Origin of the sequence: Nocardiopsis synnemataformans, from assembly GCF_965343085.1 — a bacterium.
Classification (GTDB): Bacteria; Actinomycetota; Actinomycetes; order Streptosporangiales; family Streptosporangiaceae; genus Nocardiopsis; species Nocardiopsis alborubida.
On the sequence record NZ_CBDRFA010000005.1, the window covers coordinates 1 to 23,513 of the forward strand.

Annotated in this window: 19 protein-coding genes, 1 pseudogene and 2 CRISPR repeat arrays; of the genes and pseudogenes, 4 read left to right on the forward strand and 16 right to left on the reverse strand. The window is 68.4% G+C overall.

The window, feature by feature from the left end:
- Positions 1–192: 192 nt before the first annotated feature.
- The 4 genes from ACSIH6_RS03605 to ACSIH6_RS03620 all read right to left on the reverse strand — a co-directional run bounded on the left by ACSIH6_RS03605 (position 193) and on the right by ACSIH6_RS03620 (position 5,458).
- Positions 193–1,662 (reverse strand): aldehyde dehydrogenase family protein, encoded by a 1,470-nt coding sequence (locus ACSIH6_RS03605; protein ID WP_435106546.1) that lies wholly within the window; start codon positions 1,660–1,662, stop codon positions 193–195.
- A gap of 118 nt (positions 1,663–1,780) precedes the next feature.
- Positions 1,781–2,962: an oxygenase MpaB family protein gene (locus tag ACSIH6_RS03610; RefSeq protein WP_435106549.1), complete on the reverse strand. Its 1,182-nt coding sequence runs from the start codon at positions 2,960–2,962 to the stop codon at positions 1,781–1,783.
- Positions 2,963–3,105: 143 nt separating this feature from the next.
- Positions 3,106–4,467 (reverse strand): MFS transporter, encoded by a 1,362-nt coding sequence (locus ACSIH6_RS03615; protein ID WP_435106551.1) that lies wholly within the window; start codon positions 4,465–4,467, stop codon positions 3,106–3,108.
- A 43-nt stretch (positions 4,468–4,510) separates the two neighbouring features.
- Positions 4,511–5,458 carry an SDR family oxidoreductase gene (locus ACSIH6_RS03620; RefSeq protein WP_435106553.1) on the reverse strand — a complete coding sequence of 316 codons (948 nt, stop codon included), beginning with the start codon at positions 5,456–5,458 and terminating at the stop codon, positions 4,511–4,513.
- 394 nt (positions 5,459–5,852) lie between these two features.
- Here ACSIH6_RS03620 and ACSIH6_RS03625 point away from each other — a divergent pair, with 394 nt between their 5' ends.
- On the forward strand, positions 5,853–6,692 hold the full coding sequence (locus tag ACSIH6_RS03625) for a helix-turn-helix transcriptional regulator (protein WP_435106555.1): 840 nt from the start codon (positions 5,853–5,855) through the stop codon (positions 6,690–6,692).
- A gap of 22 nt (positions 6,693–6,714) precedes the next feature.
- A CRISPR array of direct repeats spans positions 6,715–7,536; the repeat unit is 29 nt; unit sequence GGGACCATCCCCGCGTGCGCGGGGAGCAC.
- 254 nt (positions 7,537–7,790) lie between these two features.
- On the opposite strand, the gene ACSIH6_RS03630 is transcribed toward ACSIH6_RS03625, so the two are convergent.
- The 4 genes and pseudogenes from ACSIH6_RS03630 to ACSIH6_RS03645 form a co-directional block, all read right to left on the reverse strand.
- Entirely contained in the window at positions 7,791–8,060 is a 270-nt protein-coding gene (locus ACSIH6_RS03630) for a hypothetical protein (protein ID WP_435106557.1), read from the reverse strand.
- A gap of 464 nt (positions 8,061–8,524) precedes the next feature.
- A complete protein-coding gene (locus ACSIH6_RS03635) occupies positions 8,525–9,412 on the reverse strand; it encodes a glycoside hydrolase family 19 protein (RefSeq protein WP_435106559.1) in 888 nt (295 codons plus the stop codon).
- A gap of 610 nt (positions 9,413–10,022) precedes the next feature.
- Positions 10,023–10,355 (reverse strand): hypothetical protein, encoded by a 333-nt coding sequence (locus ACSIH6_RS03640; protein ID WP_435106561.1) that lies wholly within the window; start codon positions 10,353–10,355, stop codon positions 10,023–10,025.
- 396 nt (positions 10,356–10,751) lie between these two features.
- Positions 10,752–11,279, reverse strand: a pseudogene (locus tag ACSIH6_RS03645) (IS5 family transposase); the annotation flags it as partial.
- Positions 11,280–11,565: 286 nt separating this feature from the next.
- Between ACSIH6_RS03645 and ACSIH6_RS03650 the strand changes: the two are divergent.
- The gene (locus ACSIH6_RS03650) at positions 11,566–12,486 is read left to right on the forward strand and encodes a phosphotransferase (RefSeq protein WP_435106563.1); all 921 of its coding nucleotides are present in this window, start codon (positions 11,566–11,568) and stop codon (positions 12,484–12,486) included.
- A gap of 202 nt (positions 12,487–12,688) precedes the next feature.
- Here the strand turns inward: ACSIH6_RS03650 and ACSIH6_RS03655 are convergent, their stop codons facing one another.
- Complete coding sequence (locus ACSIH6_RS03655; protein ID WP_435106566.1) at positions 12,689–13,228, reverse strand: GrpB family protein; 540 nt, start codon at positions 13,226–13,228, stop codon at positions 12,689–12,691.
- A 64-nt stretch (positions 13,229–13,292) separates the two neighbouring features.
- Positions 13,293–13,544, reverse strand: a complete 252-nt coding sequence (locus tag ACSIH6_RS03660) for a transposase (protein ID WP_435106569.1) — start codon at positions 13,542–13,544, stop codon at positions 13,293–13,295.
- A 1,199-nt stretch (positions 13,545–14,743) separates the two neighbouring features.
- Here ACSIH6_RS03660 and ACSIH6_RS03665 point away from each other — a divergent pair.
- Positions 14,744–16,009 carry a sensor histidine kinase gene (locus ACSIH6_RS03665; RefSeq protein WP_435106571.1) on the forward strand — a complete coding sequence of 422 codons (1,266 nt, stop codon included), beginning with the start codon at positions 14,744–14,746 and terminating at the stop codon, positions 16,007–16,009.
- Positions 16,006–16,677, forward strand: a complete 672-nt coding sequence (locus tag ACSIH6_RS03670) for a response regulator (protein ID WP_435106573.1) — start codon at positions 16,006–16,008, stop codon at positions 16,675–16,677. Before ACSIH6_RS03665 ends, ACSIH6_RS03670 begins: the two co-directional genes overlap by 4 nt.
- An 81-nt stretch (positions 16,678–16,758) precedes the next feature.
- Here the strand turns inward: ACSIH6_RS03670 and ACSIH6_RS03675 are convergent, their stop codons facing one another.
- The 6 genes from ACSIH6_RS03675 to ACSIH6_RS03700 form a co-directional block, all read right to left on the reverse strand.
- Complete coding sequence (locus ACSIH6_RS03675; protein WP_435106575.1) at positions 16,759–18,279, reverse strand: serine hydrolase domain-containing protein; 1,521 nt, start codon at positions 18,277–18,279, stop codon at positions 16,759–16,761.
- 288 nt (positions 18,280–18,567) lie between these two features.
- Positions 18,568–18,975: a thiol-disulfide oxidoreductase DCC family protein gene (locus ACSIH6_RS03680; protein WP_435106577.1), complete on the reverse strand. Its 408-nt coding sequence runs from the start codon at positions 18,973–18,975 to the stop codon at positions 18,568–18,570.
- A gap of 91 nt (positions 18,976–19,066) precedes the next feature.
- Complete coding sequence (locus ACSIH6_RS03685; RefSeq protein ID WP_435106579.1) at positions 19,067–19,528, reverse strand: SdpI family protein; 462 nt, start codon at positions 19,526–19,528, stop codon at positions 19,067–19,069.
- Positions 19,525–20,541, reverse strand: coding sequence for a sporulation-delaying protein SdpB family protein (locus ACSIH6_RS03690; protein ID WP_435106581.1), 1,017 nt, complete (start codon positions 20,539–20,541; stop codon positions 19,525–19,527). The genes ACSIH6_RS03685 and ACSIH6_RS03690 overlap by 4 nt, the downstream gene beginning before the upstream one ends.
- A complete protein-coding gene (locus ACSIH6_RS03695; RefSeq protein ID WP_435106583.1) occupies positions 20,541–21,107 on the reverse strand; it encodes an SdpA family antimicrobial peptide system protein in 567 nt (188 codons plus the stop codon). Before ACSIH6_RS03695 ends, ACSIH6_RS03690 begins: the two co-directional genes overlap by 1 nt.
- 59 nt (positions 21,108–21,166) lie before the next feature.
- Entirely contained in the window at positions 21,167–21,688 is a 522-nt protein-coding gene (locus ACSIH6_RS03700) for a sporulation delaying protein family toxin (RefSeq protein WP_435106585.1), read from the reverse strand.
- Between the two features lie 627 nt (positions 21,689–22,315).
- A CRISPR array of direct repeats spans positions 22,316–23,502; the repeat unit is 29 nt; unit sequence CGGTCCATCCCCACGTGCGTGGGGCTCAC.
- The last annotated feature ends 11 nt before the right edge of the window (positions 23,503–23,513 follow it).

Below are 23,513 nucleotides of genomic sequence, written 5' to 3' on the forward strand. Positions count from 1 at the left end.
CCCCCCCCCCCCCCCCCCCCCCCCCCCCCCCTGGCCCGCTGTTCTCCTGGCGCGTGGTGGGTTCTGCGTTCTCCGGAGTCGGATTCCTCAGTTCCGGGACCACGTGACCTCAAGGAGGCAAGGCGGGATGAACCGCCCTTCCGGTCGTGTCCCGACGGCGGCCTCCTGACCGCACCGCTTCCGCCAGCGGCGTCACCCGGAACCGGCGGCGTCGGCGCCGAACACCAGCCCCTTGGTCTGCTGGAACTCCTCCAGCCCGTAGCGTCCGTACTCGCGGCCGATCCCCGACCGCTTGTAGCCGCCGAACGGGACGGCGGGGTCGAACCCGGCGCCGTTGACGAAGACCTGACCGGCCTGGAGCCGCCCCGCCACCTCGACGGCCTCGGCGCGGTCGGCGCGGTCGGCGCGGTCGGCGCCCCACACTCCGGCGCACAGACCGTAGGGTGTGCGGTTGGCCAGGTCGACGGCCTCGTGGACCGAGTCGTAGACCTGGATCACCAGCACGGGACCGAAGATCTCGTCGGTCACCAGGGCCGAGGCGGGCGGGACGTCGGAGAAGACCGTCAGCGGCAGGTAGTAGCCGCGGCCCAGCGCGGCCGGGCGGTCGGGGCCACCAGTGATCAGGCGCAGGCCCTCCCGCTGTCCCCGGCGGACGTAGTCGCGCACGCGGTCCCGCTGCGCCTTCGAGACGAGCGGACCGTACTCGGTGTCCGGATCGGTCGGGTCGCCCACGACGTAGCCGGCGACCGTGTCGCGGACGATCTCCTCGGTCTCGGCCAGGCGTGTCCGGTCGACGAGGATCCGGGTCAGGGCCATGCACGTCTGGCCGGAGTTCAGGAAGCCCGAGCGCAGTGCCCGCCGCACGGCCGGTCGCAGCGGCGCGCCCGGCAGGATGACGGCGGGGCTCTTGCCGCCCAGTTCCAGGGACACCTTCTTGACGATGGCCGCCGCCGCGGTCGCGACCTGGACACCGGCCCGGGTGGAACCGGCGAACGACACGAGGTCGATGTCCGGGTGACCGGCGACGCGCGCTCCGACGGTCGTCCCGTCACCCATGACCATGTTGAACACACCGGGCGGCAGGCCCACCGAATCGATCGCCTCGGCCAGGGCGTAGGCACCCAGAGGGGTGACCTCGCTGGGCTTGTACACGACGGTGTTCCCGGCCGCCAGTGCCGGGGCTGTCTTGGCCGCGCTCTGGTGCAGCGGGTAGTTCCACGGGGTGATCGCGCCGACCACCCCGTACGGTTCGCGCAGCACCGTCGCGCCGGGGATCGTCCCGTCCGGCTCGGCCTGCTCGATCAGGTCGGCGGCCGAGGCGAAGAGGTGGACCGGGCTCTGCGCGTGCGCTCGGCGGGACAGGGTGATCGGGGAACCGACCTCCGCCGTCTCCAGCTGCGCGATCTCCTCATGGCGCAGGGTCAGTTCGGTCGCGATGGCGCGCAGCAGCGCCGCACGCTCGGACACGGGCGTCCGGGCCCAGTCAGGCGCGGCCCTGCGGGCGGCGTCGACCACCGCCTCGACGTCGGTGACGTCCCCCAGCGTCACCTGACCCAGGCTCTCCTCGGTGGCCGGGTTGGTGACCACGACCTGCCGCGTACTGTGCGAGCGGATCCAGCGCCCGTTCACGTAGAACATGTTCGTGTAGCCGTCGGTCTGCATCGGGTTCCTTCTGCTGCTTGGCTGCTCTGATGGGTCGGCTGCTCGGCAGGACCCGCGTTCCGGTTCCGGCAGGGCCAGCGTTCCGGTTCCGACCGTGCCGTTGTGCGGCCCCGACCCCTCAGTCCTCGGATCCGGTGGCACCGCGCTGGTAGGCGGTCGGCTGGCCGGGCCGGGCCACCAGATCGCGGGCGGCCGCCAGGTTCTGGTCGATCGCGGCCTGCCATCGCTTCGGGTCCTGGCGGCGGCGTTCGCGCGCCAGCGCGAGCCCGGACAGCACCGGGCCCAGCCACGCGTCGGCGACGGGGGCCGGGGGGATCCGCAGGTCCTGGCACATGCCGTCCCCGTGGATCCGGCGGGCGATCGCGTTCAGCGCCGATCGGGCCAGTCCGGGCGGGACCTTGAGCAGCCCGTGCAGCGCGGAGGTCGCCGACGCCAGCGTCGCGTCCGCCAGCACGGCGGAGTCCTCCGTGACCGGTCCGGTCACGGTCTGGAACACGGCGTCCAGGCGTGCGGCGGCCTCGTTGCCCGTGATCCCCTCGACCAGGCGCGCGTCGATCCCCAGCAGGTGGGCGACGTACCCCCAGTAACGGTACAGCTCGGCCAGCTCGCGGCTGCTCAGTCCGAACCCGAGGAGCCCTTCGGCGGTGTAGGCGGTCAGGGTGAAGTCCATCCAGGTCCGCCCCAGGTCGACCTGGTTGATCGGACAGCCGTCCGCCGAGCTGTCGTAGCCGCGGTCCAGCGCGAGCCTGCGCATGTGCGCGTGCAGCATCCGCACCTCCAGGGTCGCCACGTAGCCCGGCTGCCCGACGCGGAGGCACCCGGGCAGCATGACCCGGGTGAGCCACGCCCCGGTCTCCTGGATGCGCCGCTGCGCGGATTCGACCAGCCGACCCGTCGTCGTCAGCACCTTGGAGATCGACGGCGACTCGTAGACCCGGATCAGGGAGCCCGCGTTGAGCGCGATGATGTGCACCGGCGGTGGCGAGGTGTAGAACGGCATGGGGCCCCGGTCGAGCAGGGAGTCGTCCACGTAGTCGGGCACGCTCTCGGTCTGCCGCAGCAGCGCCTCCAGCGCCGGAGGCGGATCGGTGAGGGAGGCCAGACCCTCCCGGATGCCCTTGTTCACCACGGGCCTGGCCTGCCCCATCCCGATCTGGTGCATCTCGGCGACGACCGCGTCGGCGAGCACGTCGCCGGTGGTCAGCGCCCACTGCATCAGGTCGGCTCGGGTGTGGCCGAACTGGGCCAGGACGGTCGACCGCCCCGCCCGCTGCGTCGGCCACGGGCTCTGCTCGGTCATGATCTCTCCTTGGAGGTCTGGTGGTGGCCGTCCGCCCGGGTCAGGGGTGTGCCCACGGGTTCTGACCCGGGCGGACGGGCGGACAGGGTGGGACCGCGGCCCCTGGGCCTGTGGCGGCCCGATGGTGTACCGGACCGGGCCGGTCAACCGTGGGCCTCGGCCCGCGGCCTGCCCGGGGAGCCGTGGGCGTCTCCGCTCTCGGCGATGTCGCTCAGCACCTCGGAGGCGGCGAGCTCGTCGCGCGCGGCGAGGCGGTCGAAGCCGTTGACGGCCGGGTAGACGTAGCGGCCCAGGGTCGCGATGAGGACCGCGCCGACGACGAGGACGCCCATCAGGACGGGGATGACGGGGTCGTAGGAGCCCAGCAGGTCGTACCCCAGCCCGAGGAGCAGCGGCCCCAGCGCGCTGCCCAGGAGGAACGCGGCCTGGACCAGGCCCAGAATCCGGCCGAAGTAGCGCGTGCCCAGGTAGCGGGTGATGAGCAGGGCGAGCAGGTCGCCCTCGATGCCGAAGGCGACGCCGATGAAGGCGACCGCGACGGCGGCACCGCCGAACGGCGGCTCCAGGAAGAACATGCCCACGATGGGGGCGATCATCACGATCGGGCCGATGACGCACGCGTGCACGCGGTCGAGGATGAGGCCGCCGGTCACCCGGCCCACGAGCGAGGCGAGGCCGAAGACGACCAGCAGGGTGGCGGCCTGGTCGCTGGTCAGCCCGCGGTCGGTCATCATCGGCACGAGGTGGACCTGGAGGCCGTAGACGACGACCCCGACCAGGCCCAGCCCGAGCGCGATGCCCCAGAACTGCCGGGTGCGGACCGCCTCGCCGACCGTCAGGCCGGGGAGTTCGAGGCTGACGTCACGGCCCTCCACCCGGGTCTCCTGGACGAGTCGTCCGCGGACGTGCCGTTCGGCGCGGGCGCGCACGAACAGGGTGACCATCGTGACCGACACCAGAACCGAGATCAGCGCCATGAGGCCGTAGGACAGCCGCCATCCGACGCTTTCGATGAGCGCTCCGGCCATCAGCGGGGCCAGGGCCGTGCCCAGTCCGATGATGCCCGTCACCACTCCGACGGCGAGGGCGCGGTTGTTGTCGAACCAGCTCACCACCGCCCTGGTGGCGGGCACGGCCGTCCCGGCCCCGAAGAAGCCCACGAAGAAGCACGGGACGAGGTAGACCCACTCGATCGGCGGCACCAGCCCGATCAGCGCCATCGAGGCCGCGAACAGCACGAACCCCGGCACGAGGATGTAACGCGCGGCGAAGCGGTCCACGAGCTGCGCGACGACGACCAGGCCGATCGCCATACCGACCGCCGCGACCGAGAACGCCCCGGTGACGGTCGTGCGGCTGAAGCCGGTGTCCTCGACGATCGGCAGCACGAACAGACCGATGGTGGCCAGGTACATCTGGGGGCCGACGGCGTTGGCGGTGCCGCTGCCGACGAGCACCCACCAGGGGCTCCTGGGTCTCGGCGTGCGGGGGGCGGCGGTACTCATGCGGTCTCCGTAGGTTGTGGGGTGGTCGTGCGGACGGCGGTGGTCAGACGGCGGCGGGGAAGGAGACCCTGGTCAGTTCCTCGGAGACCTGCCAGACGCGCGCGGCCTCCCGCGCGCTGCGCAGCGGCGGGTACAGCCGCTGCTCGGACGGCGGGCCGCCCAGCCTCCCGAGGCCGCTGGGGCTGTAGAGCGCGCCCGGCTTGGCGGCCGGATCGGTCGCGGCCATGAGCGCGGGCAGCTTCGACGTCTCAAGGGTGCCCAGCAGGATCCCGCGGGCCGACAGGGCCCGGATCCGGCGGATGTGGGGGGTGTCCTCGCCGCGGCCGATCTCGGGGCGGGCGGCCAGGAGGCTGGTCGGGGCCACCCCGGGGTGGGACAGGTTGCTGGTGATGCCCCACCCGTGGGCCGTGCTGCGGCGGTCCAGTTCGAGGCCGAACAGCCCCAACGCGATCTTGGACTGGCTGTAGGCGCGCATCTCGTTGTAGGAGCGCTCCCAGTTCAGGTCCTCCCAGTTGATGGAGCCGCGGCGCGCGGAGACGCTGATCTGCGAGGTCACCCGTGCCCGGCCGGCGCGCAGCAGCGGGAGGATGTGGCCCACCAGGGCGAAGTGGCCGAGGTGGTTGGTGCCGAACTGGAGCTCGTGACCGTCGGTGGTGGTCTGCTGGTTCGGGGGTCTCATCACGCCCGCGTTGTTGATGAGGATGTGGATCGGCAGGCCCTCCCCGCGCAGGGTGTCGCCGAGGGCGGCGACCGAGGCGAGGGAGGACAGGTCGAGGCCGCGCAGCGAGACGTTCGCGCGGGGCACCGTCTGCCGGATCCTGGCGATCGCGTCCTCGCCCTTGCGCGGGTTGCGGACGGGCATGATCACCTCGGCGCCCGCGGCGGCCAGCCGCCTGGCCATCGCCAGGCCCATCCCGTCGCTGGCGCCGGTGACGACGGCGCGCTTCCCGGTCAGGTCGGGCACGGTGATGTCGATGGTTCGACGTGGCATGGTCGTTCTCCCTCATGTCGTGGTTGGGGGTTCGCCACCGGGTCCCCGTCGCCGGGCTGGGACGGCATCCCCGGTCCGCGCGGGTGGTCCCGGCGCGGATGGCCGCGCCACCGGCGAAGGCGCCGGTCGCGTTCGCCCGCGACCGCTCCGAAGCGTTGGGCGAGGGCACGTCGGGACGGTGGACGAGCACACGTCCGCTCGCCTTCCCGGGTCCCGCTCGGGCCCTGGTACCGATCCTGGGTGGACGGCGCGGACCTATCCAGGACCTGCCGATCACAGGCTCACCGGGCCGCCTCTGCGCCGCGCATGAGGGGATCGGCGGGTCGTGGCTGCCGCCGTCCGGGGGCGGTAGACAGGCCCTACCGACCAGGCAGCACCCGAGGAGAGGGATGTCGTGACAGATCGCACCGGGCTGGCGGAGTTCCTGCGCAACCGGCGTCAGGCCCTGCAACCGGAGGACGTCGGCCTGCCGCGCGGGCAGCGCCGCAGGACCAGCGGGCTACGGCGCGAGGAGGTCGCGTCGCTGTGCCACATGTCGACCGACTACTACTCCCGTCTGGAGCGGGGACGCGGCCCCCAGCCGTCGCACCGGATGCTCGCCTCGATCGCCCAGGGGCTGCACCTGTCACTCGACGAGCGCGACCACCTGTTCCGGCTGGCCGGACACAACCCGCCTCCCAGGGGCACGTCCAACGATCACGTCAGCCCCGGACTCCTGCGTGTGCTCGACCGCCTGGACGACACACCCGCCGAGATCGTCACCGAGCTCGGCGAGACCCTGCGGCAGTCCCCGATGGGCGCCGCGCTGACCGGGGACACGACGCGGTACACGGGGCCCGCCCGTAGCGCGGGGTACCGGTGGTTCGCCGACCCCGACTCCCGGCGGATCTACGCGCCGGAGGAGCACCCGTTCCTGACCCGGATGTACGCCGCGGGGCTGCGTGAGCTCGTCACCCTCCGCGGCCCGGAGTCCCCCGCCGCCCACCTGGCCGAGCTGCTGCTGGCCCGCAGCGAGGAGTTCCGGCGGGTGTGGAGCGACCACGAGATCGGGGTACGTCCCCACGAGGTCAAGCACTTCGTCCACCCCGAGGTCGGCGCGCTGGAGCTGACCTGCCAGCGGCTGGTCGACCCGGGGCAGGCGCACTCGCTGATGGTCTACACCGCCGTCCCCGGTACAGAGAGCTACGAGAAGCTCCAGGTGCTGTCGGTCATCGGAACCCAGACGCTCAGCTAACGCCGTGCGCGGTGCCTGGTCTGGGACCATCCCCGCGTGCGCGGGGAGCACCCGGCGACCTGGAGGTCGCGCTCCTTCTCGACGGGACCATCCCCGCGTGCGCGGGGAGCACTTCGGCCCCGGCAACGCCCTCACGCTCACCGTGGGACCATCCCCGCGTGCGCGGGGAGCACTCCAAACGGGACAGGATCACGTCCAGGCGGCCGGGACCATCCCCGCGTGCGCGGGGAGCACGTATGGGTCGACGTCCTCCCCGACCTGAAAAGGGGACCATCCCCGCGTGCGCGGGGAGCACGGCTCAGGGAACCCCTCCATGCGGTGGTGGTCGGGACCATCCCCGCGTGCGCGGGGAGCACACTCGGCACACGTCCGGCGGGTCCGGGTCATCGGGACCATCCCCGCGTGCGCGGGGAGCACAAGACGGAACATTCGAACAGCCCCCCGGGGCGAGGACCATCCCCGCGTGCGCGGGGAGCACGAGCAGGCAGGAAGAGGCCAGGATGATGGTCGGGACCATCCCCGCGTGCGCGGGGAGCACTTAATGATCTTCGTCCAGGCCCACGAGATCGCGGGACCATCCCCGCGTGCGCGGGGAGCACGAGGTCACCCTCCCCGACACGCTCCCGATCGGGGGACCATCCCCGCGTGCGCGGGGAGCACGGCGGGCGCTGCAAGCCCGCGTTTGGGCGCAAGGGACCATCCCCGCGTGCGCGGGGAGCACCGGCACCTGGACGTCCGGCGGGGGCGGGGCCGGGGACCATCCCCGCGTGCGCGGGGAGCACAGGCCGCCCCGTGTGGTTCCGCGTAGATGATGGGGGACCATCCCCGCGTGCGCGGGGAGCACAGTCAACGACCTGCGAACTTACCAGTGGCAAGCAGCCGTTTTTCCAACTTCTTGAGAAACAGACAAAACGGACTACACGCTCAGCCTCAGGAAGACCATGGCCGCAGAATACCGGTAGGAGCGCATCACTCCCCTGCCGGTAATCCATCACCGAACTTTAGTTTGTGGGATTACGTTCCAGGGACAGGCCGGTCCCAGCCAGAAATCCCTCGAACAGCTCAGGGCGGTACCGCATGGGTTCGGGACGGGTGTGATCAGGAGCCGTCGTTCTTCCCGTTCTCGGAATCAGCCTCCGGATCGGGAAGGGAAAGAGGGCCGATGTGGCGGTCCACGGTGTCGAAGTAGACACGATCGGCGCGTTCCTGAGCCCGTTCCTGCGCATCCAGACGCAACTGGAGCCGTTTGGTCTCCTCCCGGTCGCGGGTGAGGGCGCGCTCATGGGCGTTCTGGAATCCCTGTCCGATACCCCAGACGATCCATCCGCCGAAGACCAGAAGAAACATGAACAGCACACCGAGTGCCATTTCCACCGCGCCACCTCACTTCTCTGCGCCGCAGAATCCACCTTACGACGAGCGCCAGCAGCACACCCTTGGCTGCCAGTGTCAGTACGCCCACGCCTCTCCCCCACAACTCGGCGGGTGTCAGATACCAGGTGGTGAGGATGCCCTCGATCGCGGGCAGCGGAGTGTCCCTGTCCAGGCGCGAGAGCAGGAACGCCTCGCATTCGCCCACACGCAGGAACACTCCGGCGTCGTACAGCGCGGGGCGCCTGCTCAGGAAGTCCTCCAGAGCTCGCCGCACGTGCTCGGCCACCTCCGCGTGCGCGGGGCTCGAAGTGGCCGAACACGTGCAGGCATGGAACACGAGCAGCACGGCGGCCTGGCCCTCCGCTCCCGAAAGACCGGAGCGGAGGCGCACCCGGCCGCAGTCGCCGGGCGCGCCCCCGTCCGGATGTACTCCACGGGCGCTCCACCACGCCCGGGGGTCAGCAGCTCAGGTTCGACCCGGTGGTGGTGCCGAGGATCTGGGTGAACTGCGTGAACTTGTTGATGCGGCTCTGGACCTGCGCCGGGTTGCCCCCGTTGCACTCGATCGCACCGTTGATCGCACGGATCGTCTCACCGAAACCGTGGCCGTTGACGATGGCGTTGTGAGGCGTGATCGTGCCGGGTCCGGTCTGGGTGTTCCAGTACCAGAGGCCGGTCCGCCAGGCGACCGAGGCGTTCTGCTCGACCAGGTAGGGGTTGTTCAGCAGGTCGATGCCGAGGGCGTCACCAGCGGCCTTGTAGTTGTAGTTCCAGCTGAGCTGGATCGGGCCGCGTCCGTAGTAGGCGGCCTGACCGGCCGGGCAGCCGAAGGGCTGGTTCCAGTCGCAGTAGTGCGGGTAGTTGGCCTCGTTGATCTCCTTGATGTACACCAGTCCGCCGGTCTCGTGGCTGACGTTGGCGAGGAAGGCGGCCGCCTCGCGCTTCCTCACCTCGGTGCTGCCGCTGTTGGCGAAGGCCGGGTAGGAGCTGAGGGCTGCGGTGAGGCCGCTGTAAGTGTAGAAGGGGTTCCGGTTCGGGAACATCTGGTTGAACTGGGCCTCGGTGACGACGAACCCGCTGGGGTTGGGTTCCTCACCGCCTCCGTCGTTGCCACAGGCGCCCTGATCGGCCCAGACGTCCGAGGTGCCGGGACGCTCGTTCTGCGTCCACCACTTGGCGGTGTAGTTGCGGCCGTTGTAGGAGACCTGCCCGCCACCGGTGTAGACAGCGGAGGAACTCCAGGCCGCCGCGCAGGTGGCAGCCTGCGCGGCGGTCACGGGGAGAACGATGAGCACAGCCGCGAGCGCGCCGAGCGCGGCCAGCTGACTCAGGAGACGTCGGATCACGTGATCACACTCCTAGGGTGCGGCGCGACGTCCGACCGCGCGCCGCCGGGGGTGCCGTCACCTAAACAAGGGTGGTCTAGACCTGTCAAGACCAGTACGACGGATCGTGAGCACAAGGTGACAGAAAGGCCCGGAACGGCGGACCGGCATCGGGCTTCGGCTCCGGGCCGCCGAAAGTCCGTCCCCACACAACGAACGCACGGCAAGCGCCTTGGACACCCCACATCTCACAAGCTTCGAAGAGCGCTGCCGGAAGCGCTGGCAGCAGCACCCGCCGCCACTGTCAGCACCCCGCATGCCCGGCCAGGCCCGGTCGCCCTCGGCCCTGGCCTGACGCCCACCGCACACCTGGGCTCAGGCGCAGCGCTCCATGATCTGGAGGACTTCAGCCCCTCGTCTACCGCTGACACGGCGATAACTCAGAGGGCTCCATTCACCTGTGGAAAGGCTCGCGAACTTCCGGGTCAAATCCGTGAAGCGACAACTTCCGGGGAGTCCAACGCCACGGGCTGCTCTCCTTCTCCACTACCGATTCCGCGGATCCTGTGGACAGCCCTTCGGGCACGAAGAACGGCCCTGGCATACACCAGGGCCGCTCCGTCGAAACAGCTCACGCCCTCCGCCCGGACCCGCCCAACGGGACCACCGCGGTCAGTTCGCCCTTCCTCGCGCGCTCGGGGATGGACACCACCCGGTATCCGGCCTGCCCGAACCACTTCCCGCACGAGAAGTGCTCCCCCTCCCACCGCGGCCGCGTCCCGAGCACCTCGGCCAGACGCACGACCTGCTCCTGCTGGTGGCCGTCGCACCCCTCGGGGAAGTAGGTGATCTCCACCCGGGTCATCTCCCCCACCGGCAGATGCGGGTGGGCTTCCAGGTAGGCCACCAGCGCCCGAAGATCAGCCAGCAGCATCTGACGTTCCCGCTGGCTCGCCACCGGCACCACGGGTTCCTTCACCCGACGACACCGGCCCTGGCCCTGACCCACCTTCGTTGAGCACCAGCGCTCCCCGCTCCGGCACCAGCCGTTGTCCTCGTCCCACGTCCACATGGGTACGCCCCTTCCTCGGATGAAGTCCCCTTCACCCTCCAAAGAAGCCACCCGCACCCACCGGATTGGACACCCCAGCGGCGAGAACCTCTCACCCCCAGCCCTCCCCCACCCCAGTGAGTGAGCAGCAGGACGCTGTAAGTCGGGGCGTCCGAACGAACACCCTGGATCCGCTCTGACCTGCCCTGTCAGCGCCATCCACCCTGTACGCACGCTTAGCCGAACACCCTGACGAACAGGCTCGGCCAAGAAAACAGGCGAGCTGTTAGGGCCTGTATTGAGTCGTGATCATTGACTGGTTCGGATGAGGTCCTTGATCCAGATCATGGAGGCGCGCAGATGGAGGCCAGCGAGGTAGCTCTCGGGGGTCTTGTCGTAGCGGGTGGCGATGCCGCGCCACGCCTTGAGCTTGTTGATCAGGCGCTCGACGGTGTTGCGCTCCTTGTACAGGTCGGCGTCGTGGGTGAGGGGGCGGCCGCCCCGTCGGCCCTTCTTCTTCCGGTTGGCGGCCTGGTCCCTCTTCTCCGCAATGACCGCCTTGATGTTGCGTCTGCGCAGGTAGGCGCGGTTCTTGCGGGAGGAGTACGCCTTGTCCCCGGCGACCGCGTCCGGCCGGGTGCGGGGACGGCCGACCGGTCCGCGCATCCGCACCTTGTCGAGCACGGGGATGAACTGCGGGCTGTCGGCCGCCTGGCCCGCGCTCAGTGTGAGCACGAGTGGGCGGGTACCGGCGATGTATCGAGGCCACGGCGCGATGCCTCTGTCCCGCGGAAGGCCGCGCGGCACGCTCCCGAACGTTCCACGCCGTCCTCCGCGTGGCGGCAGCGGCGCGTGGCGCACGTGCCAGGAGGCCCTGACGATGACCGCGGACCTTGTGGAGGCCATCGACACCGGACCAGGACGTCGAGAACCCACATGAGATGAGCTCAAGGACACGAAAAGCCCTGCCTTCGGTCTTCCCGCGTGCGGGCTTCGCCGTCGGGTACCGCCCCTGATCGGACGAGGTCACCCGCCTTCGGGTTCGCGCTGGGGGCGCAAACGCCGCGACCGTCGCAACGGTCGGACAGCGTTGTCGTGGTCGGACCCCGTAGGGTTGCTCCGTATGACCGAGATCGAGATCACCGTGGGTCTCATCCGCGACCTGCTGCGGGACCAGCACCCGGACCTGGCCGAGCTGCCCCTGCACGAGGTGGACGGCGGCTGGGGCAACCAGATGTGGCGCCTCGGGGACGAGCTGGCCGTGCGGATCCAGCGCATGGACACCGACCCCGATCCCCAGCTCAAGGAGCGCCGATGGCTGCCGCTGCTCGCTCCACGCCTGCCGCTGCCCGTCCCCGTCCCGGTACGCGGTGGTGCCCCCTCCGAGCGATTCCCCAAGATGTGGACGGTCATGACGTGGGTGCCGGGCCTGCCGCTGGACCGCGGGGCGATCACCCGCGGCGAGCACGCGACCCACACCCTGGCGGCGTTCCTCCGGGCGCTGCACGTGCCAGCGCCCACCGACGCACCGGTCGACACGGGCCGCGGCGCGCTGCCCCCCAAGGACTGCACGGAAGGCTTCGACCACTTCCTCGACTCCCTCGACGCTGACGCGATCGGCGCCGACGCCGCCGAGGTCCGGGCTGTGTGGGACGACGCCGTCGCGGCCCCCGCGTGGGAGGGCCCGCCGGTGTGGGTGCACGGCGACCTGCATCCCGCGAACGTCGTCGTCGCGGATGGGACGCTGGCGGGCGTCGTCGACTTCGGCGACCTGTTCGTCGGCGACCCGGCCTCGGACCTGGCGGCCGCCTGGGTGCTGCTGCCGACGGGCGCGGCCGCACGCTTCTTCGCCGCCTACGCGGAGGCTGATGAGGCCACGGTCCGACGCGCCCGCGGGCTGGCCGCGCTGAAGAGCCTCTTCCTGATGCTGATGGGCCAGAACGGGGACCGCGGCCTGCCCGGCGGCAAACCGACGTGGGGCCCGGCGGGACGGGCGGCGCTCGACCGGGTCCTGAGCGAGCCTCTGACCCGAGTCCACGAGTAGACCGGCGCGTACTTCGACGGCCCTGGCCGTGGCCGGGCTGTCCACCCACGCCGTCGAGGGCGGGCTCGCCGTCGCCCCGGCCGTGCGGTTCGGTCTTCTCCCTGAGTTCAGTCTTCTCTCTGAGTGTTGACGAGCACGAACATGGGTTCTGACACTGATCTTGTGGCGCGGTAACAGTCAGTCACTCACGTGGGCCATGGGGTCACTTCTCCCAGACCGGTTCAGGCGGCAGACCGCGCTCCCTCCGCGCGTGATCGGTCGCTTCTTGGATGAACGTGGTCTTCGCTTTGGTGTACTCGCCCGGAGTAACGGTGGTGGCCGCGAGCTTGCGCTTCAGTTCCGCATAGCGTGCCGCTTCCTCCGGGTGGGAGCGCAGGTAGTCGCGAAGGATCCTTTGATTGCGGGTGGGCCAACTCGCCTGGGTGACGATGTGCAGGATGTGCGTGCGCACCCCGCCTGGGGCGCGCACGTAGAGCAGCCGATCGTTCATTCCGTTCTCGTGCGGGGTGAAGCCGAGACGGGCCAGAGCAGGCTCATGGTCGCGAACCTCCCGCAGGGACGCAGTGGCCGCCATCAGGTCGATGACGGGTTTGGCCGCCAGCCCCGGGACGGATGTGGACCCGATGTGCTCGATCTCCGTGAACAGTCCAGGGCTCGCCTCCTGGAGTTCCGCGATGGCAGCAGAAGCCATATCGGGCCAGCGCGGGTCGTAGTCGGCGATCGCTATCGCGGCGGGTCTCATGAAGAACAGGCTGCCAGTGGCACTGTCTCTCGTACGGGGCACCAGCCTCTTGTCGCTCGACAACTCAGAGCGGGTGAAGGACCCGGGTGCGCAGCAGGTCGAAGTTCGCTCGGACGAACATCTGCCTCTTGAGCATCCTGATCTTGTTCACGGTGCCCTCCACTGCTCCGGAGCTGTGAGGCAGGCTCAGGCCGGCGCGGACCGCCGCGTGGTCATGGTTGAGGCTGCGGGCGAAGGAACACAACGCAGGAAAGGGCTCGGTGGACGCAGCAGCGATCCATTCGTCCAGTCGGTGCCCTTCGCGGTGGACCATCATCTGCGCGAAGCCGCGGACGTGTGTCCCGTACCGGTTTTATTGGAGGCGTTGGCATGCACCGGGCCTTATGGAGCTGTGTTTCTGGAGCCTCAGGCCACGGCCCATCCCCACGTGCGCGGGGCTCACCGCGATGATGGTGGACGTGAGCACGAGGATTGCGGTCCATCCCCACGTGCGTGGGGCTCACCCCTTTCAGTGGCTCTGCTGATCGCGAAGATTGCGGTCCATCCCCACGTGCGTGGGGCTCACCACTTAATGACCTGCGCCAACGCGGGGCGTTATCTCCGCGAGACCTACTAGCCAGTCAAGAAATAGCCGACCTCGACCATCCCCCAAAACCCCGCGGAAAGCCCCGCCCCAACGCTAACTTCACCTCACACCATGCTCTCATGACCGCTGGAACACACCAGGATGACCACCGATCCCCCGGTCTCCCCGATCCCACCGAGGACCCAACCCACATCGACCTCTGCCTCTGCCTCTGCCTCTGCCTCTGAGAACTCGTATCGCAGTGACTTCAGGTGCCTCCAACAGATGAGCGCGCAGCCCAGTCGGAGCAGAGCCATGTGAATGTCAGCACAAACCTTCTACCCAGGGCTGTTTCGTTCTCGGTGTGTAGTGACGTTCGTGCTGGTCATGGCAGCCCGATCACATCCAGAGGACGGCTGAACGCCTCATACGACACCCACCGGATCTCGTCGGGCACCGCGCCCTGAACCAACCGGCCCGAGAACACCAAGGCGAGAGCGCGCAACGCGGCCAGGTTGTCGGGTGCCTTGTGCCGGGAATGATGGAAAAGTTCATCCCTGCTCTGTGTTACCCCACCAAGAAGCCCGCCCAAGGCGATCTAACCGATGAGCAGAAGGCCCACAACCAGTTCCCCCACAGTGTGCACTGTATTGCTGGGCACGCCAATTCCCTGCTCAGGGCCACCCCCCAGAGCGCTACACCGGGCGAGCTTGCCCCCTTGGCACATTGATGCTGCCACCCGGACTGCCCTACCACTGCTCCAACTCGAACAGGACCGCACCGCTTGACCAGAGCGCACCCAAGGGCACCAATCGTTATCCAGAAGAGGCTCAAGACCTCGCTGGAATGGTTGACGCAGGGATACGACCAGCGCTACGTGAGAAGAAAAGCCTCAGCGAGAGCACAGGACCCCATCAAGGAGTTTAGGAACCTATGGTAATCTTCATTTTATGCCCACTCCGTCTCTCAAGACGTTGATGTTCTCGGGCCACGGCTCGGGAGATACCTGCCCCCTATCCCTGAGTGTTCTGTTCTGGACGTCCATTCTCATCGCACTGGCGTCGCGCTCTGTTTCCGCGTACACCCAGGGCCACTTCGTTCCAGATCAGTGGATACATGACAACTGGCTATTCTTTTCCTTTCTTGCTTTCTATGTCCCCACCATCACACTCTGGCCTTTCCTTCCCTGGAAACCAGAGGAGTCGTTGGTGCGCAGGACCCTCTCCTGCGCCTTCCTGGGGTCCACCGTTCTCCTCTTGCCGGTGCTCGATTTTGGTCACTACTTTATTATTGTCGTTTCTGTCGCACACGCCCTGTACGCGCACAACCTGCTGACCGCGCTCGCCGTCTGCCTCGCGTTCGGTTTGGCGAACTTCGCCACGGGCGCGCTCCACCCGCTGATGCCGACCTCCTTGGCAGCAACGAACGGTGCCCTGCTCCTGGGGTACTGCCTCGGTGTGCTCATCGTCGTCGCATCCTTGCTGTCCGCCGGCCGCAGGGCACGGCAGACCCGTGAGCTACTCGGGGAGCTCACCGAGGCCCACCGCAAACTGCGGCATTACTCCTCGAGGGTTCGTGAGCTTGCGGTTGAGGAGGAGCGCGGGCGCATGGCCAGAGAAATGCATGACAGCACCGGTCATTACCTGACCGCCATCAAACTCTGCCTGTCCAGTGCACGACGCTCGGCGGACGGGGTCCCAGAGGTGGTCCGTGAGGAAATCGATGACGCGTATCGGCTGGCCGGGGAGGCGTTGGTCGAGACCCGCCGCTGGGTTCGCGCTCTGAAGCCCCTCGACCTGGAGCAGCTCAACGGGCCTGAGGCTCTACAGGGGCTCACCACAGCGTTCAAGGACACGGGCGTGCATACCGAGTTCCGTCTCGTCGGTACGTGGCCGGACGACATGGACGGCGAAGTCGAACTCGCGTTGTACCGCACCGTACAGGAGGGACTGACCAATGCGCTGCGGTACTCCCAGGCAGACAGGATCACCGTGGATGTCAGGATCGAGGAAGGCACTGCGGAGGTCGATGTCATCGATGACGGAATAGGAGTCGCCGAAGGTTACGGGGCTTCGGGCTTCGGCTTGTCCTCGCTGGAGGAACGCCTCACCTCCTTGGGCGGAAACCTCCACACGGGTAACCGCCCCGAAGGGGGATTCCGCCTCTCTGCCTGTGTCCCCTGCCAGCCCGCCTACGTCATGGAGGAGACGCAGTGAAGCATGAGGAACCGGTGCGGGTCCTGATCGTGGACGACCAAGCCCTGATGCGCCGTGGCCTCGCCCGCCTTCTGACCCCAGAAGAAGGTATCGAGGTTGTAGGGGTGTCCGAACACGGCCAAGCCGCGCTGGACCTCCTCGCCTCGTGTGATGAGGAGCGCCTGCCGCACGCCGCGCTCGTCGACATCCACATGCCGGTCATGGACGGCATCACCCTGTTGAAACGGCTCCAGGAGTCGTACCCCTCGATCAGGCCCGTGGTCCTCACGGCGTTCGAGGAGGACGAGTACCTGTTCGAGGGGCTGCGGTCCGGGGCCAAGGGCTACCTGCTCAAGGATGCTGAGCCTGAGGAGGTAGCCGACGTACTACGTCGAGTCGCGCGTGGAGAGAGTGTCCTCACCGGTGCGGTCGCAGACCGTCTCATCAAGGAGGTGAGTTCGCCGCGCACACCAACCGCACCACTGGCGACACCCGACCCGAGCCCGTTGTCCGCACGCGAATTCGAGGTGGTCGGGCTGATCAGCGAGGGCGAGGCCAACCAGGGCATCGCGCGGCGTCTGTTCATCACCGAGGGCACCGTCCGCAATCATGTGACGAACGCCCTTCGCAAGCTGGGCCTGCGTGACCGCACGCAGCTCGCCCTCTGGTACGGCCGTCACCGTACATGACGGGGAGGCGGGGTTCCGTGCCCAGCCACTGCACGGCCCGGGGCGGGTACCGAGGTGGCCGTGTCGTCCTGCGCGCCACGGCTACCAGACCGTCAGTGTTCCCCAGAGCGCCCCGGCCAGCACCACTGAGGACAGCATGACCGACAGTGTGAACACGGGGACGTGCAGCCAACGCCACTTCCCCGCCTCGGTCGGGGCCGCGCGCCAGTGCCAGACGCCCAGTACGGCACCCGCGGCGGCGATGCCCGCGCCCAGCGCCCAGACCACTTCTGGCGTGTCCACCCATCCGCCCAGTCTCAGCGCGACAGCGACCCAGGCGAACGCGCCGAGGGTCAGTGAGACGATCCGCAACCGGTCGAGGGGACGCTGGGTGAGGAGTGTGCGCCTCCGGAGCATCAGGCCGCAGAGCAAGGTCGGAGGCAGGAGCGCGATGAGGAGGCTCTGCGCCAGGACCACCAGGGATGAGGACACTGTGGGGATCGGCTGCGGGGCGTCCCTCAAGAGTGTGAGGGCCAGGGCGGGCGCCTCCACTCCGAAGGAGTTGGCCATGACGACGACAGAACGGCTCCCGTCCGTAGCGATCATCGTGCGGGAGCCCAACGTGCCGCCGCTGTGCCATGTCACTTCGCCGACGTCGGGAACATCGGTCAGGTGCCAGCCCAGCCCCATGCCGAGCGGGGTGCTCCCGTTCCCCGCTGCGGGGACCACGGGGTCGACCTCCTCGTGCACGGTCTCCAGGGCACCCATGCCGGGGGCGTCCCCCCTCGCGATCGCGGCCATGAGGGAGACCAGGTCCTCTGGAGTGCTCCAGGTGGTGATCCCCGCGGCCGCGTAGTCGGAGTTGTGCCAGTCCTGAACCCGGGCGCCCGCCTCGATGTGCGGCCCGGCACCGCCCTCGGGCGTGCCCTCCGGAAGGATCGCTGTCCCGCCCAACCCCAGAGGTGAGAAGAGCCGCTCACGGACCAGCTCGGGAAAGGTGCTTCCGACCTCCTTCGCGAGGGCATCGCCGAGGAGAGCGTATCCGGCGTTGCTGTACTGGTAGCGCCCCCGGTTCCACGAGACGGTGGTGGCCGCGAACTCCAGCGGCGCGGTGGCGTCCCCGTACTTGTCACCGCGCACCAGTGAACTGAGGGCCCCGAGCACCCCCACTTCGGCCTCTGTCGGTATCCCAGAGTGGTGTGTGGCCAGCTCTTGAAGGGTGACAGTGGCGATTTCGGGATCTGCGAAGGCCGTGTCGGGAAAAACCTCGCCCAAGGTCCGGTCCAAAGAGGTCTCACCGCGTTCCACCATGTCGGCCAGCAGCATCGCCGTGAAGACCTTGAAGACGGAGGCCGTTTCGAAGGGTGTGTCCGTGCTGACGGGTACGGTGCCGTCAGCGGTACCGGCCGTCACCCACTCGACCTCGTCCGGGGCATGGTTGTCGAAGCGGGCGACCGCCAGGCCTTGGACCTGGACTGGGCCGAGCGCGGTCTCGACGTCGGCGACCAGTCCGGAGGCTCCGACGAACTCCCCGCCCGTCTCAGAACGGTGGGGCGCGTACGGAAGGAGCAGATGACAGGCCAGGGTCACCGCCATACCAACGGCCAGTGCGATGAGCAGCATCCGGCGGGGAACGGCCGGAGCCAGTGAGCGCCGAGGTGATACGTGAGGTTCGGAGGCTGCCTGTGGCTGTTTCGGGGCTGGCATGCTCCGATGCTCCTCGACGGTACGGATCGCGCGACAGTCACGGCCGTCACGTCCTGGTCATCCTCGCCCGGGTGACAGCCGTCATGTCCGTCTGTGCGGGTGGGGCCGGTCGCCGTCTTCGTGGTGACACACGTCCGGCGGCATCCTGGAGAAAGGCGGGCTGCGCCCCACCCACGGCTGGAAGCCGCACGGGTGGGGCGGGGATCAGGCGCCAGGGCGGGGAAGCGCACAGGAGGAGGTGCCTCCCGGCAACCGGTGGCGGTGGGACGCGACCAAGCGGTAGATGGCTCGGTTCAGCCTCCGAACCCCAGGCAGCCGCATGAGGGAGCCCAGGCAGCGAGCCCAGCGACGCCCACGACGGAGCACCTCGGTGATCGCGTCACCGCCCGCACGGGCCGGACCGTCGGGCAGGAGCAGCCATGCCTGGGCGTTGGCCTCGGCAGGGGTGAGTCCGGCGCTGGCCAGATCGAAGTCCTGCCACGGAGTGAAGGTCACCTCACTGCGCACGCGGTATCTGGCGAAATCCACTGAGCGCTGGCAGAAACCGCAGTCCCGGTCGTACAGGAACAGGCCCGCTGCGGGGGCACGGCTCACGTCCTGGAATTCGTTCACCGCGGCCGTCCGCCTGTTCCGGTGAGATCCGGAGAGAGTTTCGCTGACACGGGCGCAGCCAGCCGGGGAAATCGATCCGCTCCGGTCGGCATCACTCTCCTTCCTCTTCGGAGGAGTTCTCGCCTGAGGCGCGATCTCGCCGGGCCATGCGGTCGCGCACGGCCCAGGAGCTCGTGAGCGCACCCGCGACGACCGTTGTCAGGCACACGGCGGTGGCCACGAGCAACGCTCCCACCTGCAACTCCCCGTCCTCGATCAGGAAGAGAGCTACCCCACCGACGGCCATGGCGATTCCAGAGGCCGCCAACCAGGGAGCGGATCTGCGGTGGACCTCGTACCAGGCCTCGTCGCTGCCCGCGGTGAGGGCGGTCCGGATACCGAGATAGGGATTGGGCCGCAACTTGCCCTTGGCGCCGGCGTAGGCTGCGGCGAGGAGCAGGGCCGCAGTAGCGAGGACCACGATGGAGGTCCACACCAGCGCACCCCCCTCCATCCGCTCGACAGCGACCGGAACGAGTTCTCCGGGCGTCCCGGGAAGGTTCCTGAGATTCACGTGTTGACTTTCCCTTCTGAAGTGACCGTGTACTCGCGGTTCTCCGCCTCTGAGGAGGTTTCCCCTTTCTCCGGACCCCGCGTCCTGGAGATCCGGTCGGATACCCAGCGGGGCAACGTATCGCCGGGGCGCACCGTGTAGAGGACCAGCGCTCCGAACATGATGAGGGAGAAGCCCGGAAGCCCGACAGCCAAGGCGATCAGTCCGTGCAGGGTGACACCCGCCCCCAGAGCCACGTAACGCAGCCTGTGACCAGCGAACAGACAGCAGGCGATCAGGAACTCGACCAGCAGAGTTCCCCAAGTCACTGCCACGAGCACCGGGCCGATGGCCAGTAACGGTTCCAACAACCACTTCAGGTGGTCCGGAACTCCGAAGGGCGAGTACAGCGCCCAGTACCAGAATGATGTGCCGTCCCTCCAGGCAGGGACCACCAGTTTCCCGATACTGGCGTGGAAGTAGATGAAACACACCTGGATCCAGACGAGGGCCAGGGTCAGCGCGTTGAGGACGCGAACGCCCGTTGACGTACCAGACGGCTCCGGTGCCTGCTGCCAGTGCCAACGCCTGGGGTCGGTCAGGCAGACAGGCAGCAGGAGAAGGGTGAGTACCGCGGCGACCTGGTCCCCGCCCTCCATCACGTTGCTGGACGAGTAGAAGGAGAAGGAGATCCACCAGTGGGGGACCGCGGTCAGACGTGGTGCGAGGCCGATGACGACCAGGGCGAGCACCAGGGCCGCGCCCCAGCGGACGAGGTCCAGGTACTCGTAGGGAACGACGCAGAAGGCTCCGATGGTGTCCGCGGCCCCCGCACAGACCCGTCCCTCGGGCCTGGCTTCACTCGCATAGAACAGGTGTTCCACAGGTGTGGCGACCAGAGAACACAGGGTCCCCAGCGCGATAAGGCTCCTGGCCAGTCCGACGTACGGATTATGAGCGGAGAAGCGCAGGGCGTTTTCCACCCGGCGGTCCAGCCAAGCCGCGATCGGACTCGACCGCTCACTGACTGACATCACAGGGACTGGCCTCTCTCAAAATCGCGACACTCCACGTCCACGACCGCGTAGTCACCCGGCATCTGCTCCACCAGATCGGCCCAGGCCCACGGCACCGGTTCCTGTCTGGTGACGGCAAGGACACCGCAGAACCTGAGGTCCTCGCCATAGGAATCAACCGATACGCCCGATTCCGGGGACTCCGGCAGACAACGGGCGATCAGTTCCTCATCACACGCCGTCCACTCCTCCTCAGCGATCGCACCGGTGATGACGCCAATCTCGTAGCTCTCCGTACGAGCGCTCCGGTCGAGCCCGAAAAGATGCTCACCCCCCGCCACGGTGGTGGAGTTAGTCTGCTCCCACCCTTGTCCGTGTCGTTGGTAAAGCGAGACGTACGGCTCACGCGGATCCTTCGTGAAGAACGCCCATCCCTGTGGCGCGAACTCGCCCAGCACATCCAGACCCTGGCTCTGACTTCTGTTCAACAGCGCTTGGGAGGGGGCGAAGACGAGGAAGACGGTGAGAACGACGAACCCCGTCACGACGATGCCCAGCAGGTACTGGCGGCGCGCTCTGTCCATGGCGCCCGTCCGGGCGGCGGAATCGCCGCCCGGACGGGACCGTCCTACCAGGTGGGGACTCACGCCGCGAGCTGCCTCGTGAGTTCGGCGATCGCCTGCTCGTGCTCAAGCGGCACGGAGGTCCCCGCGCCGATGTGCAGCCAGATGGCCTGGCTCACCGCGGCGGCGGTGGTGGCGACAGCACTGTTCTGTGCCACGACGACGGACAGAGCCACGGCGGCCGCGACCGCGACGCAGACCGCAGCGAAACCACAGGGGGAGTCCGGAGTAACCTGACCGTCGTCCCCAGCGATCTCCACCATGAGGTCGGTGCCGTCCTCCAGGGCCTGCTCGACCTTGAGAGGGGAACCACTCGTCAGGCCTTCGGTGATGTCCTCGACCGCTTCGGGGTCGGTCTCAGTCATCAGGTCCACGGCCTCCTCGACCATGGTGTCGTACTCCTCCTGGCTGACCTCCTCCGGAAGCACAACACGCAGAACGCCTTCGGCAAGCGGTCCGGTGCCGAAGAACGCCGCGCTGATGACCGCCTCGGGAGAACTCGCCGACTCCGACGGAACCACCGTTTCCTGGGCGCTTGACACGCCCGGAGTGGACAAGGTGACCGCAGCGGCCGTCAGAGCTGCGATGAATCTCTTCTTCACTGTTTGCCTTTCAGGGGAAAATGGGGGAAGGCCCTCAATAATCAAGCCGAAGAAGGGGGCGAAACAAATATAGGTACCGAGTACCGATCGGACAATATGAAAATAGTTGAATCGTGCACGACTGAATACAGGGGGCATGACAAATGTCATGCCCCCTGTGCTTTGGATCTTTTCCCGTTAACGGTTGACAACCCTGAGTAAGGACTGGGCATGCGGTAAGGCCGCGTCAGGACCGGAACAGGGCCAGGACAGCCGAGGCGATAACCCCCGATGTGTCGGAGGCAGATTCACCAGGCGCAGCGCCTTGAAGGCGGCCTTGAACAAGGAGTTGGTCCGTCCAGCGCTACCGTGCACGCCACCGACAAGCTGGTTGCAGGCCTTCTTCTCCCGTCAGTTCGCCTTGGGTGAGTTTCTTGACGGGGTGGCGCGTAGCGGGGTTGAGGTTCTCATAACCCAAGGAGGTGGAGGAGTTCGACCGGTGGGTGACGGCGAACTCCCGCGACCACGAGAGGGCATAGAAGCTGCGCGAGGACATCTCCTCAGCCGAGTCCGCGGTCGACACGGCATAGGCCCATCCCCACGTGCGTGGGGCTCACGCCCCGATGACCGTCGCTGAGGCCGAGGCGCACGGTCCATCCCCACGTGCGTGGGGCTCACTTGGGGTTGTCCTGGCGGGGGGCGGTGTGGACCGGTCCATCCCCACGTGCGTGGGGCTCACCCGCGCCGGTCGCGCCTCCGCGGTATCCGCGGCGGTCCATCCCCACGTGCGTGGGGCTCACTTGATCGGGTCCCGGCCGGTGGTGCGGGCGTACGGTCCATCCCCACGTGCGTGGGGCTCACCAGCGCATCATGTCGCTGGCGAAGGGCGCGCGCGGTCCATCCCCACGTGCGTGGGGCTCACAAGGGCACCACCACGGCGCGCGGCCTGGGCTGCGGTCCATCCCCACGTGCGTGGGGCTCACCGGCGGTCGCGGTCGGCCTCCACGCGGGCGGCGGTCCATCCCCACGTGCGTGGGGCTCACTCCGGGAGTGACCGGCTGGTGGTCCTGGAGGACGGTCCATCCCCACGTGCGTGGGGCTCACTGCCACCCGCCGAGCCCGGCGTCGTCATGGCGCGGTCCATCCCCACGTGCGTGGGGCTCACAGCGACATCACGGCGTATCCGCTGGCCGCGGGCGGTCCATCCCCACGTGCCTGGGGCTCACGCTCACGCGATCGACCCCCGGAAAGTCAGGCACGGTCCATCCCCACGTGCGTGGGGCTCACCGGTCCAACATCTCCGCTAGATCCTCCAACGGCGGTCCATCCCCACGTGCGTGGGGATCACCCGACGACAAGCTGTCCGCGTACCTGGCCGAGCGGTCCATCCCCACGTGCGTGGGGCTCACGTGGGCTTGCTGGTGGGCTTGGTGCGGGCGGCCGGTCCATCCCCACGTGCGTGGGGCTCACGACGAGTACGAAAAGGAGTACATTTGTCTGACCGGTCCATCCCCACGTGCGTGGGGCTCACGCTACGGAAAACAAGAGGGGCCGGTGTCCCAACGGTCCATCCCCACGTGCGTGGGGCTCACAAGGTCCGGAAGCGGTTCATCCGACCGATCTTCGGTCCATCCCCACGTGCGTGGGGCTCACATTCACGGAGGCCGAACCTAAGAAGGCCCCGGCGGTCCATCCCCACGTGCGTGGGGCTCACTTTGGCAGCGCATCCCGGCAGCAGGCCGAGGCCGGTCCATCCCCACGTGCGTGGGGCTCACGCTTAACGACC

Excerpts from the sequence above, each read along its gene's own strand:
- ACSIH6_RS03615 (WP_435106551.1), bottom strand. The coding sequence starts at position 4,467 with ATGAGTACCGCCGCCCCCCGCACGCCGAGACCCAGGAGCCCCTGGTGG.
- ACSIH6_RS03660 (WP_435106569.1), bottom strand. The coding sequence starts at position 13,544 with ATGATGGTCCACCGCGAAGGGCACCGACTGGACGAATGGATCGCTGCT.
- ACSIH6_RS03650 (WP_435106563.1), top strand. The coding sequence starts at position 11,566 with ATGACCGAGATCGAGATCACCGTGGGTCTCATCCGCGACCTGCTGCGG.
- ACSIH6_RS03605 (WP_435106546.1), bottom strand. The coding sequence starts at position 1,662 with ATGCAGACCGACGGCTACACGAACATGTTCTACGTGAACGGGCGCTGG.
- ACSIH6_RS03690 (WP_435106581.1), bottom strand. The coding sequence starts at position 20,541 with ATGTCAGTCAGTGAGCGGTCGAGTCCGATCGCGGCTTGGCTGGACCGC.
- ACSIH6_RS03610 (WP_435106549.1), bottom strand. The coding sequence starts at position 2,962 with ATGACCGAGCAGAGCCCGTGGCCGACGCAGCGGGCGGGGCGGTCGACC.
- ACSIH6_RS03665 (WP_435106571.1), top strand. The coding sequence starts at position 14,744 with ATGCCCACTCCGTCTCTCAAGACGTTGATGTTCTCGGGCCACGGCTCG.
- ACSIH6_RS03655 (WP_435106566.1), bottom strand. The coding sequence starts at position 13,228 with ATGAGACCCGCCGCGATAGCGATCGCCGACTACGACCCGCGCTGGCCC.
- ACSIH6_RS03630 (WP_435106557.1), bottom strand. The coding sequence starts at position 8,060 with ATGGCACTCGGTGTGCTGTTCATGTTTCTTCTGGTCTTCGGCGGATGG.
- ACSIH6_RS03620 (WP_435106553.1), bottom strand. The coding sequence starts at position 5,458 with ATGCCACGTCGAACCATCGACATCACCGTGCCCGACCTGACCGGGAAG.
- ACSIH6_RS03675 (WP_435106575.1), bottom strand. The coding sequence starts at position 18,279 with ATGCTGCTCATCGCACTGGCCGTTGGTATGGCGGTGACCCTGGCCTGT.
- ACSIH6_RS03695 (WP_435106583.1), bottom strand. The coding sequence starts at position 21,107 with ATGGACAGAGCGCGCCGCCAGTACCTGCTGGGCATCGTCGTGACGGGG.